General features: G+C 58.2%; 15 protein-coding genes. 5 read left to right on the forward strand and 10 right to left on the reverse strand.

The window, feature by feature from the left end; genetic code table 11:
- Nucleotides 1-216 precede the first annotated feature (216 nt).
- Both yejK and AC4ANK_RS23150 read left to right on the forward strand, forming a co-directional pair.
- Nucleotides 217-1,218: a nucleoid-associated protein YejK gene (yejK, locus tag AC4ANK_RS23145; protein ID WP_002552278.1), complete on the forward strand. Its 1,002-nt coding sequence runs from the start codon at nt 217-219 to the stop codon at nt 1,216-1,218.
- A gap of 5 nt (nt 1,219-1,223) precedes the next feature.
- Nucleotides 1,224-1,574 carry a glutaredoxin family protein gene (locus AC4ANK_RS23150; RefSeq protein ID WP_002552277.1) on the forward strand — a complete coding sequence of 117 codons (351 nt, stop codon included), beginning with the start codon at nt 1,224-1,226 and terminating at the stop codon, nt 1,572-1,574.
- Nucleotides 1,575-1,682: 108 nt separating this feature from the next.
- Here AC4ANK_RS23150 and AC4ANK_RS23155 read toward each other — a convergent pair whose 3' ends face one another.
- The 5 genes from AC4ANK_RS23155 to AC4ANK_RS23175 form a co-directional block, all read right to left on the reverse strand.
- Entirely contained in the window at nt 1,683-2,615 is a 933-nt protein-coding gene (locus tag AC4ANK_RS23155) for a glutathione S-transferase family protein (protein WP_002552276.1), read from the reverse strand.
- A gap of 103 nt (nt 2,616-2,718) precedes the next feature.
- A complete protein-coding gene (locus AC4ANK_RS23160) occupies nt 2,719-3,021 on the reverse strand; it encodes a GIY-YIG nuclease family protein (protein ID WP_002552275.1) in 303 nt (100 codons plus the stop codon).
- Entirely contained in the window at nt 3,014-3,505 is a 492-nt protein-coding gene (locus AC4ANK_RS23165) for a nuclear transport factor 2 family protein (protein WP_002552274.1), read from the reverse strand. Before AC4ANK_RS23165 ends, AC4ANK_RS23160 begins: the two co-directional genes overlap by 8 nt.
- A 31-nt stretch (nt 3,506-3,536) precedes the next feature.
- The gene (locus AC4ANK_RS23170; protein ID WP_460382697.1) at nt 3,537-4,286 is read right to left on the reverse strand and encodes an IS5 family transposase; all 750 of its coding nucleotides are present in this window, start codon (nt 4,284-4,286) and stop codon (nt 3,537-3,539) included.
- 165 nt (nt 4,287-4,451) lie between these two features.
- Complete coding sequence (locus tag AC4ANK_RS23175; protein WP_005732705.1) at nt 4,452-4,895, reverse strand: winged helix-turn-helix transcriptional regulator; 444 nt, start codon at nt 4,893-4,895, stop codon at nt 4,452-4,454.
- 48 nt (nt 4,896-4,943) lie between these two features.
- Here AC4ANK_RS23175 and AC4ANK_RS23180 point away from each other — a divergent pair, with 48 nt between their 5' ends.
- The gene (locus tag AC4ANK_RS23180) at nt 4,944-5,882 is read left to right on the forward strand and encodes an aromatic alcohol reductase (protein ID WP_460384393.1); all 939 of its coding nucleotides are present in this window, start codon (nt 4,944-4,946) and stop codon (nt 5,880-5,882) included.
- 42 nt (nt 5,883-5,924) lie between these two features.
- Here AC4ANK_RS23180 and AC4ANK_RS23185 read toward each other — a convergent pair whose 3' ends face one another.
- From AC4ANK_RS23185 to AC4ANK_RS23205, 5 genes are all read right to left on the reverse strand, one after another.
- Nucleotides 5,925-7,154 (reverse strand): CynX/NimT family MFS transporter, encoded by a 1,230-nt coding sequence (locus AC4ANK_RS23185; protein ID WP_002552271.1) that lies wholly within the window; start codon nt 7,152-7,154, stop codon nt 5,925-5,927.
- A gap of 166 nt (nt 7,155-7,320) precedes the next feature.
- Nucleotides 7,321-8,085 carry an amino acid ABC transporter ATP-binding protein gene (locus AC4ANK_RS23190; RefSeq protein WP_003365366.1) on the reverse strand — a complete coding sequence of 255 codons (765 nt, stop codon included), beginning with the start codon at nt 8,083-8,085 and terminating at the stop codon, nt 7,321-7,323.
- A 10-nt stretch (nt 8,086-8,095) separates the two neighbouring features.
- Nucleotides 8,096-9,193, reverse strand: a complete 1,098-nt coding sequence (locus AC4ANK_RS23195; protein ID WP_002552270.1) for an amino acid ABC transporter permease — start codon at nt 9,191-9,193, stop codon at nt 8,096-8,098.
- A gap of 10 nt (nt 9,194-9,203) precedes the next feature.
- The gene (locus tag AC4ANK_RS23200; RefSeq protein ID WP_002552269.1) at nt 9,204-10,385 is read right to left on the reverse strand and encodes an amino acid ABC transporter permease; all 1,182 of its coding nucleotides are present in this window, start codon (nt 10,383-10,385) and stop codon (nt 9,204-9,206) included.
- A 70-nt stretch (nt 10,386-10,455) separates the two neighbouring features.
- Nucleotides 10,456-11,484: an amino acid ABC transporter substrate-binding protein gene (locus AC4ANK_RS23205; RefSeq protein WP_002552268.1), complete on the reverse strand. Its 1,029-nt coding sequence runs from the start codon at nt 11,482-11,484 to the stop codon at nt 10,456-10,458.
- 485 nt (nt 11,485-11,969) lie between these two features.
- Here AC4ANK_RS23205 and AC4ANK_RS23210 point away from each other — a divergent pair, with 485 nt between their 5' ends.
- On the forward strand, nt 11,970-12,629 hold the full coding sequence (locus AC4ANK_RS23210; RefSeq protein WP_002552267.1) for an alpha/beta hydrolase: 660 nt from the start codon (nt 11,970-11,972) through the stop codon (nt 12,627-12,629).
- A 116-nt stretch (nt 12,630-12,745) separates the two neighbouring features.
- Entirely contained in the window at nt 12,746-14,200 is a 1,455-nt protein-coding gene (rhlB, locus tag AC4ANK_RS23215) for an ATP-dependent RNA helicase RhlB (RefSeq protein ID WP_002552266.1), read from the forward strand.
- Nucleotides 14,201-14,205 lie beyond the last annotated feature (5 nt).

Consider the following 14,205-nt stretch of genomic DNA (forward strand, 5'->3'; position numbering starts at 1 on the left):
GCGCAAGACCGCGCAAAACTAGCACAGAGCCGGACAAATATCCGCCTCTACCTATCCTTTTGGTCAGGTTTTAATGCCAATTGCACAAAAAACATCCAGCAAACACGCCCTGCTGGCGAAAACCAGCCTGTCCGGGGCCAAGTGGCGCACGCGTGCGTTACACTTGCCGTCTTGCAACGAGCTGCACGCTCTTCACCTTTTTCAGCCGAGAAGCCCATGCCGATCCGTCATTGCATCGTCCACCTGATCGATAAAAAACCCGACGGTACGCCCGCTGTTCTCCATGCACGCGACTCCGAACTCGCTGAGTCCCAGGCCATCGAGAACATGCTGGCCGACCTCAACGAGAGCTACAACGCCAAACAAGGCAAGGCATGGGGCCTGTTCCATCCAGAATCCGGCGCACACCCGTTCAGCGGCTGGCTGAAAGAGTATCTGGACGGTGGCAACGACTTCACCGCGTTCTCGCGCACAGCGGTCGAGCATCTGCAGAAGCTGATGGAAGAATCCAATCTTTCCGTCGGTGGCCATGTGTTGTTTGCCCATTATCAGCAGGGCATGACCGACTACCTGGCCATCGCCCTGCTGCACCACAGCGAAGGCGTGGCAGTGAATGCCGAGCTGGACGTCACCCCTTCGCGCCACCTGGACCTGGGCCAGTTGCACCTTGCTGCGCGGATCAACCTGTCGGAATGGCAGAACAACAAACAGTCCAAGCAATACATTTCGTTCATCAAGGGCAAGAACGGCAAGAAGGTTTCCGAGTACTTCCGCGACTTCATCGGTTGCCAGGAAGGCGTTGATGGGCCCGGCGAAACCCGCACCCTGCTCAAGGCCTTCAGTGACTTTGTTGAAAGTGAAGACCTGCCGGAGGAGTCAGCCCGCGAGAAGACCAAGACCCTGGTCGATTACGCCAGCAGCCAGAGCAAGATGGGCGAGCCGATGGGCCTGGAAGAACTGTCCGAACTGATCGACGAAGAGCGTCCGCGCGCGTTTTATGATCACATCCGCAACAAGGATTACGGCCTGTCCCCGGAAATACCGGCGGATAAGCGCACCCTCAACCAGTTCCGCCGCTTCACGGGACGCGCCGAAGGACTGTCGATCAGCTTCGAGGCTCACCTGCTGGGTGACAAGATCGAGTACGACGAAACTGCAGGCACCCTGATCATCAAGGGGCTGCCGACCCAACTGACCGATCAGTTGAAGCGACGGTAACCGACATGCTGATACGCACCCTCAAGAAGTTCGCGCTGATCATGCTGGTTGTGGTGGTTTATCAGAACTGGGGCAAGATCGAGAATTTCGTCAACCCGCCGCCAGCGAGCGTTGCGCAGAGCTACAGCCAGGCGAAAGTGGTGATGTACGCCACTGACTGGTGTGGCTACTGCAAACAGACGCGGCGCTTTCTCGACAGCAAAGGGATTGCGTATCAGGAGTTCGACATCGAGAAGTCCGAAGAAGGCCGCAAGGCCTACGAAGCACTGGGTGGCAGAGGCATACCGCTGATCGACGTCAACGGCACCTTGATCCGGGGATTCGACCCGGATCAGATACTGGCAGCATTGAAATAGCCTGGAATAACGTGCCAAAGCTCCGCGTCACAGACCTTTGCCGCACTGCACACTCAAGAGAGGACGCAAAGCGTCCAGAACGGCGTGCGACGCAGAGCTTCGTAAACTTCAGCGCTTCTCGACCCGAAATCCCATTCTCGGGAAGTGCACATGCACGACGCCAGCGCGTTTATCTTCGCGGCGCAGGATCAACTCTTCGCGCCCGGTAAAGATCAATTCACCCTCAACCGCCTCAACGCCATAGTCGACTGCCGAGACAGCGACCTGGTCGCCCGCCTTGAAGCCATTCGGATCAACAAAGACTTCGTCGGGCAGGGGCGCAGGCGTTGCGTTTCTGGCGATTTCAATGGCATCAGCCGAACTCAGGTCGCTGAACGTGCCGTGCCCAAACCCCAGAACGCGATCAAGCCAGGCACTGACACCCGGATAATCATCGACAAAGTGCGCAGTCACTGGCGTCTGCTTGAGAAACCACAGCGTATGAGCAACCGAAAAATCGGCAATCGAAGGTACGCCAAACAGAAAATCACCACCGCGCGACAGCTGCAACTCCAGACGCGACATCAGCGTGGGCCATTGATGCTTGACCTGCTCGACAGGCGGGCGTGAAGCCGTGCCACCGTTGAACAGCGTGGATCGGTCGGCAATGAACGCCTTGGCAGCGTCTGGCGGCACCTTGGCAAACCTTACAGCCATCGATTCGGGCTGAAACACCAGGCTCACGGCATGCAGGAACAGCACCGAATCAGCCCAGGCGGCCAGACCGGCAACCGAAAACTCCTGACCTTGCGGATAAAACGCTGGCGAAGCCTTTTCCTGCTCAAGGCGGCGCGCCATCAGTGCCGTGTCGCAGTAGATATCTGCGCCAGCCTGCAACACCGGCGTCCTGCGATAACCGCCTGTCAGCGCGGTCAGGTCGGGCTTGGGCATGATCGACGGGATCGTCACCGAGCGCCATGTGAGGCCTTTGAAACCCAGCATCAGGCGGGCTTTTTCGGCAAACAGTGACGTGGGGTAATGGTGAAGAATCAACTCGGACATGTTCAGCCTCTGCGCACTCGGGAAGCACACAGCTTAACCCGCAGCACCCTGCCCGCCCACAGACTCAAGCTGATGGCACGACATCACGCTCATGGATCGGGGATCAGGCGTAACTGGCTGCCAGTGCCTCTTTGGCGCTTTTTCTGAGTTTCTTGATCAGCCGCTCCTGACGCAACGCCTCACCCTTGCTGGGCCACTGTTCGACGTAGACCAGGGCCATTGCCGGGCTCGAAGAGAAAAAGCGCGCGCCCTTGCCGCTCTGGTGCATAGCGAATCGGCGCTGCGGATCATCACTGATGCCACAGTACAGCGAGCCGTTGGCAGCGCGCACCAGATAGACAAACCAGGGTTTGCCGACTGCCTGTTCGGAAGTCGGCGCACTCGCGGTGCTGGCAACCTCAGGCACGGCGATTCTCTGAAAAGGTCTTCAGACCCTTGAGCGCCTGAGCCCTGACGGCATTGCGTACCAAAGGCGTCCAGCCAAGCAACAGGCCCTTCAAACCCAAGGCCTGACGCGACCAGCGCCACATATCGAAATTATCGCGATGCTCGCAGATCTTGCCATCGCGGAACACGAATCGGGCCTCAATATCGTTGACCACCGTGCGCCCGGTCTGACTGAACAGATAGGTCGCCACCCAGTGCGCAGTGCCCGCCCGATCATCGGCACGCACCTGATCGAAGACCACCGAGAAATTTTTCGCCCGGGAAGTCAGCATGCGCCACATGTCGCCTACCTGAGGCCCGCGCAATTCACCAAATGCCGGGTCACTAAACAGCACGTCATCGGTATAACAGGCACTCATCGCCTCGGCATCCAGCTGCGCAAACGCCTCATAAAAGCGGGTGATCAGTGCGCTGTTGGCCTGACTTTGTTCCTCGTAGTTCATGCGTGCACATCCCCTAGGGTCTGTTCCCGTTTCACATTGGCAGCCACAGAAAAGCGCAGGCCATTGCTATGACGCTTTCATAGTTTCTCTTGAGTTTGTCGAACCGAGAAGCCGCCGCCCGGAAATGCTTCAACCGGGCAAAGGCGTTTTCTACGAGATGTCGATTGCGATATAACCCTTTGTCCAGATCTGCGTTCCCTTTCAGAGAATTGCGCTTTCGTGGAATCACCACTTTGCTGCCTTGCTGCTCGACCTGAGCGCGTATCGCTTCAGTGTCGTAGCCCTTGTCCGCAATGATCACTTCTGCATTGGGCATCTTGGCAATCAACGAGGCCGCCTGCGAACAATCATTGGTCTGGCCTCCGGTCACGTCAAATGCAATGGGCAGCCCACAAGCGTCTACAGCCAGGTGAATCTTGCTGGTGTTACCGGCTCGGCTTTTTCCGATGGCCTGGTCCTGCGTGCTGGCAGCACCTGCACTGTGCTGATGAGCCTTTACATAACTGCCATCAATGAAAACCCACTCCATGTCAGGATCGGTCATCAGCACCTCAAGCACCTTGACCCACTTGCCTGAAGCAGACCAGGCATTGAACCGCTTGTAGACCTTGCTCCAGTTTCCAAACGCTTTCGGCAGGTCTCGCCAAGGGCAACCCACACGCATGCGGTACAGCATGCCTTCAACCGTGGTGCGCAAATCTCGCTTGTTGTAGATCGATTCGTGCAGCAAAATTTCTCGAAGCTTCGGCCAGTGCTCATCACTGAGCATTAATCGGGGCATTGCAGGCTCGTATTGGTGTTGTGTGAGAACTCCAACAATACGGGCCTGTTCTCATAGAGATCAATGGGTTACGTCGAAACGGGAACAGACCCTAGCGAATTATCCGTGCACGATAAGCGGCGCCGCTGAAAATGGCGAGGGTTGATGGCGCATCAGCCATCACTTTTACCTGTCCGGATAACGATTTCGCGCTGCACTGAACGCCTCTGAATTTTCAATCACCCAAGTCCACAGCGGAATCATTTGTACCAGCAGCCCCATGCCCAGGTCGGTCAACGAATATTCCACCCTGAGCGGCTTCTCGCAGTAGTCATGGCGGGTGATCAACCCGTCCTGTTCAAGCTGGCGCAAAGTATGAGTGAGCATGCGCTGGGTGACGCCGTGCAGCTTTCGGCGCAATTGGGCATGGCGCAAAGGGCTGCTGACGCCGAGGGCATGTACCACGCCCAATGACCAGCGGTTTCCGGCGTGGCCGAGAATATCGCGCTTGAGACCATCCTCATCATCGCTGAGCGCAGCACAGGCCGCTTCGGAGCGTCTGACCACTTCCTGCGCGTCCAGCCCGCCCGGTATCACCGATGTGCCTACTTTTTGTATGTCGACAGGCATGCCAGCATCTCTCCCGCCTGAATTGAAAGACTGTCCAAAGGGGTCACCATGCAAGCCGATAACGCAAACGTCAAACAACGCATTCTGGTAATAGGCGCAGGAGAGCTTGGGCTCGCCGTGCTGCGAGGGCTTGTCGAGAAGGCCGGAGCATATGACTTGAGCATTGCCGTGCTGCTACGCCAGAGCAGCTTGAGCACTCAAGCGCCCGCCAAACGTGTGGAAATCGAAGAAATCCGCGCGCTGAACATTGCCATCGAAACCGCCGATCTGGCCGACGCCACCGTGGACGAACTAGCCACTGTCATGAAGCGCTACGACACGGTAATCAGTTGTGCGGGTTTTGCCGCTGGCCGGGGCACTCAGCGCAAACTGACCGATGCGGCGCTCAAGGCCGACATAAAACGCTACCTGCCCTGGCAGTTCGGCGTTGACTACGACCTTATCGGCTGGGGCAGCCCTCAGGATCTGTTCGATGAGCAACTCGATGTGCGAGAAAAGCTGCGCGCCCAGCAGCAAACCGAATGGGTAATCGTTTCGACCGGTATGTTTACAAGCTTCCTGTTCGAACCCGCGTTCGGTGTCGTCGATCTGCAAGGCGGTCGGATCAATGCGCTGGGCAGCCTCGATACGGCCGTGACAGTCACGACCGCAGAGGACATTGGCAGGCTGACTGCTGCCATCGTGATGCACGAGCCGCGCATTGTGAATCAGGTGGTGTACACCTCTGGCGACACATTGACGTACGCCGGGCTGGCCGATCTTGTGGAGCGTGTCACGGGGCGCGACATCGAGCGGCACGTATGGAGTGTTGCGCAGCTGCAGGCCGATCTGACGGAAATGCCGGATGACAATCTGCGCAAATACCGGGCGGTCTTTGCCATGGGCCGAGGCGTGGCATGGGACGTCGCCCGTACCTACAACGCGAAATCAGGGCTGAGCGTCACCAGTGCCGAACAATGGGCCCTGGCCAATCTGGCTCAGACCTGAAGCAGCTCAAGCCCGGTCCGAACGATCAACAATCATCGAAAATCAAACCTTCTCGCTACTGACCTGCACCTGCAGCGCCCGACCGGCACCCATGCCCGCGATGATGGCGCCCAGCCCGAGTACCGCGAAGATCCAGCCAATCGCGCTCCAGCTGCCGGTCATGTCATGCACCACGCCCACGGCAAACGGGCCGGTCGAGGCGATGGTGTAGCCAAAGCCTTGCGCCATGCTCGACAGATTGGCGGCGACATGTGAGTCGCGCGAGCGCAGGACGATCAAGGCCAGCGCCAGGCTGAACGTGCCGCCCTGCCCGATCCCCAGCAGGATCGCCCAGCCCCACAGCCCGCCGAGCGGAGCGTACAGGCAGCCGAACAGCCCGGTCAGTGTGAGCGACATGACCAGCATGATCGCCAGACGCTGATCCTTGCCGCGTGTGGCCAGATAGGGCACCGCCAGGGCGCTGATGACTTGCGCGATGATCGAGCCGGACAGCAGCAGACCGGCCTGGGTCGGCGTCAGGCCGCGACCGATGAGAATCGAGGGCAGCCAGCCGAAGACAATGTACGACAGCGACGATTGCAGGCCCATGTACAGCGTGACCTGCCACGCCAGCGGGTCACGCAACAGACCGCGAACTCGATAGACATCGCGATGTGAGCCATGCATTTCACGTGCTTGTGGAAACCAGAACAGCGCCGCAATCAACGCCGGAATCAGCCAGAAACCCAGACCTATTTGCCAGCTGTCGCCGACGTACTGGCTCAGCGGCACCGTCGAACCGGCTGCAATCGCAGCGCCCAGGCACAGCGCCATGGTGTAGACACCGGTCATTGCCCCGGCCTTGTGCGGGAAATCGCGCTTGACGATACCGGGCAACAATACGCCGATGACCCCAATGCTCGCGCCCGCCAGCAGGCTGCCGGTAAACAGGCCGACTTCGCCGAACAGGCTGCGTACTGCCAGACCCGACGCCAGTGTCAGGAGCACCACCAAAACCACCCGTTCACTGCCAAAACGCCGGGCAAGAATCGGTGCCAATGGCGCGAACAGGCCCAGACACAACACCGGCAAGGTGGTCAGCAGACCAGCTTCGGCAGCCGACATCCCAAGGCTTGCGGACACCTCGTTAAGCAACGGCGCAACGCTGGATAACGCGGGGCGCAGGTTGAGGGCGACCAGCACCAGACCCAGCAGCAACAGCCAGGGGCGCTTTAGAACAGGATGGGCTTGATCGGTAATCGGTTGGGGGCTGGATTGAGCCTTGGCAGTCATCGGTTTCTCGGTAATCAGGTATGTCGACCCTTTTCAGGGGGGCGGTATCCTGTTGGAGAATCATCGCGAATACAAGGTTCAGCCAGAATTGCATACAAGATGCATGGCAAATGCAGGCAAAAAAAACCGGGCACATGGCCCGGTTTTCCGTTTGGCAGCTACTGACTCAGTGAATGATCTGACTGAGGAACAGCTTGGTACGATCGCTTTGCGGGTTGTCGAAGAAGTCGTTAGGCGCGGCCTGTTCGACGATTTCGCCTTTGTCCATGAAGATAACCCGGTTCGCCACGGTACGGGCAAAGCCCATCTCGTGAGTCACGCACAACATGGTCATGCCTTCTTCAGCCAGGCCAACCATGGTGTCGAGCACTTCCTTGACCATTTCCGGGTCAAGAGCCGAAGTCGGTTCATCGAACAGCATGATTTTCGGCTTCATGCACAAGGCACGGGCAATCGCCACACGCTGCTGCTGACCACCGGAAAGCTGACCCGGGAACTTGTGGGCCTGCTCCGGAATACGCACACGCTCCAGATAATGCATGGCGATTTCTTCGGCTTTCTTTTTCGGCATGTTGCGTACCCACATCGGTGCCAGCGTGCAGTTCTGCAGGATGGTCAGGTGCGGGAACAGGTTGAAATGCTGAAACACCATGCCGACTTCACGGCGGATGGTCTCGATCTGCTTCAAGTCGGAAGTCAGCTCGGTACCGTCGACGATGATACGGCCCTGCTGGTGCTCTTCCAGACGGTTGAGGCAACGAATGGTGGTCGATTTGCCCGAACCCGATGGGCCGCACAGCACGATACGTTCGCCCTGACGCACGTTCAGGTTGATGTCCTTGAGTACATGGAACTGGCCGTACCACTTGTGGACGCCCTCCATGCGGATCATGCCTTCAGCGCCCAGAGGCTTATTGATAACTTCACTCATCACAAAACTCCTAACGCTTGTGGCCTGTGTCCAGCTTACGTTCCAAATGCATGGAATAGCGGGACATACCGAAACAGAAGATCCAGAACACCAGGGCCGCGAAGACATAGCCTTCAGTGGCCATACCCAGCCATGCCGGGTCGGCGGTAGCTTGCTTGACGCTGTTGAGCAGGTCGAACAGGCCGATAATGATCACCAGACTGGTGTCTTTGAACAAGGCAATGAAGGTGTTGACGATGCCGGGAATGACCATCTTCAACGCCTGCGGCAAAATCACCAGACCCATGCTGCGCCAGTAACCCAGGCCCATGGCCGAGGCGGCTTCATACTGGCCCTTGGGGATGGCCTGCATGCCGCCGCGTACCACTTCGGCGATGTACGCCGACTGGAACAGAATCACGCCGATCAACGCCCGCAGCAGTTTGTCGAAGTTCATCCCTTCGGGCATGAACAGCGGCAGCATCACCGACGACATGAACAGCACAGTGATCAGCGGCACGCCGCGCCAGAACTCGATAAACGTTACGCATACCACACGCACAGCCGGCATGTTGGAGCGACGGCCGAGCGCCAGCAAAATACCCAGCGGCAAGGCACCGACGATACCCACGGTGGCAATCACCAGGGTCAGCATCAGGCCGCCCCACTGGCTGGTCGGTACGTTGGTCAGACCAAAAGCACCGCCGTGCAGCAGGTAGAAGGCAACAATCGGGTAAATCACCAGAAAGGCAATACCGTAGACAGCCTTGCGCTGAAACTTCGAGATGAACAGCGGCGCAGCACCGACAATCGCCAGGACGGCGGTCAGGTCGACCCGCCAGCGCAGCTCATTGGGGAAGTAGCCGTACATGAACTGGCCGAAGCGCTGCTCGATGAACACCCAGCAGGCGCCCGCCTTGGTGCAGTCTTCCTTGGTCGTGCCGACCCAGTTGGCGTCCAGTAGAGCCCAACTGATGATCGGCGGAACGACCAGATAGATCAGGTAGAGCGAGAACAGGGTCAGCAGGGTGTTGATCCAGCTGGAGAACAGGTTCTGCCGCAGCCACGCCATCGGGCCGAACACTTTGCCCGGTGGTGGCATATCAGGTTTGAAAGTATGAGTCGTCATGCGCGTTTCCTCACCGCTCGATCAGCGCAATGCGCTTGTTGTACCAGTTCATCAGCAGGGAAATGCTGATACTGATCGCCAGGTACACACTCATGGTGATGGCAATGACTTCAATGGCCTGTCCGGTCTGGTTGAGCACCGTACCGGCGAACAGTGAAACCATTTCCGGATAACCGATGGCTGCTGCCAGCGAAGAGTTCTTCGCCAGGTTCAGGAACTGACTGGTCAACGGTGGAATGATCACTCGCAGCGCCTGCGGAATGATGACCTTGCGCAGCGTTGGCCCGGGGCGCAGCCCCAGCGAGCGGGCAGCTTCGGTCTGACCGTGACTGACCGACTTGATGCCGGAACGCACGATTTCAGCGATGAACGCCGCCGTGTAGATGGTCAGTGCCAGGGTCAGGGAGATCAGTTCCGGGATCAGCACCCAGCCACCGGTGAAGTTGAAGCCCTTCAGTTGCGGCAGTTCCCAATGCACCGGGCTGCCGAAGACCAGCATGCTCAGGCCCGGGATCACCAGCAACAACGCCAGACCGACCCAGAACTTGTGAAACGGCTGGCCAGTGGCTTCGAAGCGCTTGTTGGCCCAGCGCACCATCATCACGATCGCTATCACGGCAACCACGATGCTGATCAGAAACGCCCATGCACCTTCGGCTGGCAACGCTCTGGGCATATTCAGCCCGCGGCTGCTGACGAAGAACATGTCCAGATAACCATGCGCCTGACGCGGACCAGGCAGCGTGAGGAATACGGCGGTGTACCAGAAGAGGATCTGCAGCAGTGGCGGAATGTTGCGGAAGACTTCGACATAAACGGTTGCCAGCTTGCTGATCATCCAGTTCGGAGACAGGCGAGCGACACCAATGACAAAGCCCAGCAAGGTCGCCAGGACAATACCGATAACCGACACCAGCAAGGTATTCAGCAGGCCGATGACGAATACGCGGGCATAACTGTCCGCTTCGCTGTAGTCGATCAGGTGTTGAGCAATACCGAAACCGGCACTGTTCTCAAGAAAGCCGAAACCCGAGGTAATACCACGGTGTTGCAGGTTGGTCTGGGTATTGTCGAAGATGAACCAGCCCAACGCGATCACCGCCACGACAGTGATGATCTGAAATAACCACGCGCGCACTTTCGGATCGCTCAGAGAGAGCTTTTGCTTGGGTGCGACGATTTGCTTTTCCATGAAATGCCCCAGGAAAAATCCAACAGAACAACGCCCGACAGGCTGGGAAGCCTGCCGGGCGCCGGGTCAATCAACGAATAGGTGGAGCGTACTGAATGCCGCCAGCATTCCACAGAGCGTTCTGGCCGCGCTTGATTTTCAGCGGGGTGCCTTCGCCCAGGTTGCGTTCAAACACTTCGCCGTAGTTACCGACCTGCTTGACGATCTGCACGACCCAGTCTTTCGGCAGCTTGAGGTCCTTGCCGTAAGTACCGTCGGCGCCCAGCATACGGGCTACGTCAGGGTTCTTGGTCGACTTGGCTTCAGCTTCAACGTTCTTGGAAGTGATTTTGGCTTCCTCGGCGTTGAGCATGGCGAACAGGGTCCATCGAACGATCGAGAACCAGTCTTCGTCGCCTTTACGCACGACAGGGCCCAGAGGCTCCTTGGAGATCACTTCAGGCAGAACAATGTAATCGTCCGGCTTGGCCAGCTTGCTGCGCTGTGCGTAGAGCTGCGACTGGTCGGAAGTCAACACGTCGCAACGGCCGCCTTCCAGCGACTTGGCGCTTTCGTCAGAGGTGTCGAAGGTGATCGGGGTGTATTTCAGGCCGTTCGAACGGAAGTAGTCGGAGACGTTCAGCTCGGTGGTGGTACCGGCCTGGATGCAGATGGTTGCACCGTCCAGTTCCTTGGCGCTTTTCACGCCCAGCTTGTTGTTTACCAGGAAGCCGATACCGTCGTAGTAGGTAACGCCGGTGAACACCAGGCCCATGCCCGCATCACGGGAACTGGTCCAGGTGGTGTTACGCGAAAGGATATCGATCTCGCCGGATTGCAATGCGGTGAAGCGCTCCTTGGCGTTCAACTGGCTGAACTTGACCTTGGTGGCGTCGCCGAACACAGCGGCTGCAACGGCGCGGCAGACATCAGCGTCAATACCAGTGATCTTGCCGGTGGAGTCCGGAACGGAGAACCCTGGCAGGCCATCGCTGACGCCGCACTGAACAAAACCTTTCTTCTGAATAGCGTCAAGGGTGGCACCGGCGTTGGCAGCCCCGGTTACACCAAATGCGGCCAGGGCGGTGACGACAGCCAGGGTGGATTTCAACATCTTCATTCAAAAACCTCCAGTTTGCTCTTTGTTGTGTAGGTGTCTCAGTCGCGTCGCACCTTTGTGAGGCGCTAATGACCCGTGCTGGCTTATTTTTGGGTCATGCAACGCTGGGCCTGAATCACGAATCGTCTGCAGGATCATCCCGTCATTCGTCTTCATCATTCAGAATCGGCCCCGTGGACTGAAACCCCATGATTTTCCTGGACCGGAGCGGTACAGGTTGAATCGTGCCGCGAATCCTGACGCATGGACTCCCGAGCTGCTTTTCGATCGCTATAAGTAATAGCCTTATAGTGTTACCGAACGATGTGAGCGACTCGACTCCAGTCCTGCTGTAGCAAAGCCCGTACCAGCATGCTGGCTAAGTCGAATTAGCGACAGGTCAAGACAAAAACTTGTAACCTTGCGACATCTTCTTTCATTTTTAATCTAACCGCGCACCCTATTAATGCGCTCTAAATGAGCCAGCGCACACAAATGGAGCAGACATGAGCGAACCTTTGATCATCCAACCTTCAGGCACCGCGGATGCCTGCGTTATCTGGCTGCACGGGTTGGGCGCCGACCGCTATGATTTTCTTCCGGTCGCCGAGATGCTGCAGGAGTCGCTGACGACTACACGTTTCGTCCTGCCTCAGGCACCGACACGCGCCGTAACGGTCAACGGCGGCTATGAAATGCCAAGCTGGTACGACATCAAGGCCATGAGTTCCGAGGCCCGCGCCATTGATCACGATCAGATGGAAGCCTCGGCACAAAAGGTGCTGGACCTGATCGAGCAACAACGCGACAGCGGCATCGACCCGTCACGGATATTTCTGGCAGGCTTTTCCCAAGGCGGCGCGGTGGTGTTACACGCGGGCTATAGACGCTGGCAGGGTCCGCTGGGCGGCGTCCTCGCGCTGTCCACTTATGCCCCGACATTCAGCAATGAGATGACGCTGTCTGCCAGCCAACAGCGCATCCCTGCCTACTGCCTGCATGGCCAGCACGACGAAGTGGTGCACAACCCCATGGGCCGGACGGTGTACGAGCACCTCAAGGCTCAGGGTGTAACCGCTCAATGGCAAGAGTACACAATGGGGCACCAAGTGTTACCGCAGGAAATCCATGACATCGGCGTCTGGCTGGCTGACAAGCTGCGCTGAAGCGCAATGGGCCCGCATGCAACTGACCGCTTTTGTAGCTCGCCACGGATGGCACTACGCCGAGCACGGTTCTTGCTTTACACTGCTCGGCGTACATTCCTTAACCAATTGATGAGATGACCGTGCTCAAAGCACTTAAAAAGATGTTCGGTAAAAGTGAGGCTGAGCAGCGCGCGCCTGGTCCGACAGCCTTTATTCCCGCCTCCCCCGCTGCCGCAGGCGACATACCGGATCATGCCCAGACTCAGCTTTCGGACACCGTCAACGAGCCCTCCAAAGCCAGAGCACCGCGCACCGACAAGCCAAGGGCCGAGCGCCCGCGTCGTGAGCGCGTGGTAAAACCGCCTGCGCCAGCATGGAAACTCGAAGATTTCGTCGTCGAACCACAGGAAGGCAAGACCCGCTTCCACGATTTCAACCTTGCGCCTGAACTGATGCACGCGATTCAGGACCTTGGTTTCCCGTACTGCACACCGATTCAGGCGGGCGTACTGGGCTTCACGCTCAAAGGCAAGGACGCGATCGGTCGCGCCCAGACCGGTACCGGCAAGACCGCTGCGTTCCTGATCTCGATCATCGAGCAACTGACCCAGACGCCACCGCCAGCCGAACGTTACATGGGTGAGCCCCGAGCGCTGATCATTGCGCCCACTCGCGAACTGGTGGTGCAGATCGCCAAGGACGCTGCCGACCTGACCAAATACACCAACCTGAACGTCATGACGTTCGTCGGTGGCATGGATTTCGACAAGCAGCTCAAACAACTTGAAGCACGGCACTGCGATATTCTGGTGGCCACGCCTGGCCGCCTGCTGGACTTCAACCAGCGCGGCGAAGTGCATCTGGACATGGTCGAAGTTATGGTCCTGGACGAAGCCGACCGCATGCTCGACATGGGTTTCATCCCGCAGGTGCGTCAGATCATCCGCCAAACCCCGCACAAGGGTGAACGCCAGACCCTGCTGTTCTCCGCGACCTTCACCGAAGACGTGATGAACCTCGCCAAACAATGGACGACAGACCCTTCCATCGTCGAAATCGAATCGTTGAACGTCGCCAGTGACAACGTCGAACAGCATATCTATGCCGTTGCCGGTGCCGACAAGTACAAGCTGCTCTATAACCTGGTCACCGACAACGGCTGGGAACGAGTGATGGTCTTTGCCAACCGCAAGGACGAGGTGCGACGCATCGAAGAGCGCTTGGTACGCGATGGCGTCAATGCCGCGCAACTGTCGGGCGATGTGCCGCAGCACAAGCGCATCAAGACCCTTGAAGGCTTCCGCGAAGGCAAGATCCGCGTACTGGTCGCCACCGATGTGGCCGGTCGTGGTATCCACATTGACGGCATCAGCCACGTGATCAACTTCACCCTGCCAGAGGTGCCGGACGACTACGTGCACCGCATCGGCCGTACCGGTCGCGCAGGTGCAGATGGCGTCTCCATCAGCTTCGCCGGCGAAGACGACTCCTACCAGTTGCCCGCCATCGAAGAGAAGCTGGGTCGCAAGATCAGTTGTGAAACACCGCCGACCCACCTGCTCAGGGCAGTGGTGCGGCAAACGACCTGACACGT

Source organism: Pseudomonas sp. Pmew2 (assembly GCF_058129885.1).

Coding starts and splice junctions, on each gene's coding strand:
- yejK (WP_002552278.1), top strand. CDS start 217: ATGCCGATCCGTCATTGCATCGTCCACCTGATCGATAAAAAACCCGAC.
- AC4ANK_RS23150 (WP_002552277.1), top strand. CDS start 1,224: ATGCTGATACGCACCCTCAAGAAGTTCGCGCTGATCATGCTGGTTGTG.
- AC4ANK_RS23155 (WP_002552276.1), bottom strand. CDS start 2,615: ATGTCCGAGTTGATTCTTCACCATTACCCCACGTCACTGTTTGCCGAA.
- AC4ANK_RS23165 (WP_002552274.1), bottom strand. CDS start 3,505: ATGAACTACGAGGAACAAAGTCAGGCCAACAGCGCACTGATCACCCGC.
- AC4ANK_RS23170 (WP_460382697.1), bottom strand. CDS start 4,286: ATGCCCCGATTAATGCTCAGTGATGAGCACTGGCCGAAGCTTCGAGAA.
- AC4ANK_RS23175 (WP_005732705.1), bottom strand. CDS start 4,895: ATGCCTGTCGACATACAAAAAGTAGGCACATCGGTGATACCGGGCGGG.
- AC4ANK_RS23180 (WP_460384393.1), top strand. CDS start 4,944: ATGCAAGCCGATAACGCAAACGTCAAACAACGCATTCTGGTAATAGGC.
- AC4ANK_RS23185 (WP_002552271.1), bottom strand. CDS start 7,154: ATGACTGCCAAGGCTCAATCCAGCCCCCAACCGATTACCGATCAAGCC.
- AC4ANK_RS23190 (WP_003365366.1), bottom strand. CDS start 8,085: ATGAGTGAAGTTATCAATAAGCCTCTGGGCGCTGAAGGCATGATCCGC.
- AC4ANK_RS23195 (WP_002552270.1), bottom strand. CDS start 9,193: ATGACGACTCATACTTTCAAACCTGATATGCCACCACCGGGCAAAGTG.
- AC4ANK_RS23200 (WP_002552269.1), bottom strand. CDS start 10,385: ATGGAAAAGCAAATCGTCGCACCCAAGCAAAAGCTCTCTCTGAGCGAT.
- AC4ANK_RS23205 (WP_002552268.1), bottom strand. CDS start 11,484: ATGAAGATGTTGAAATCCACCCTGGCTGTCGTCACCGCCCTGGCCGCA.
- AC4ANK_RS23210 (WP_002552267.1), top strand. CDS start 11,970: ATGAGCGAACCTTTGATCATCCAACCTTCAGGCACCGCGGATGCCTGC.
- rhlB (WP_002552266.1), top strand. CDS start 12,746: ATGACCGTGCTCAAAGCACTTAAAAAGATGTTCGGTAAAAGTGAGGCT.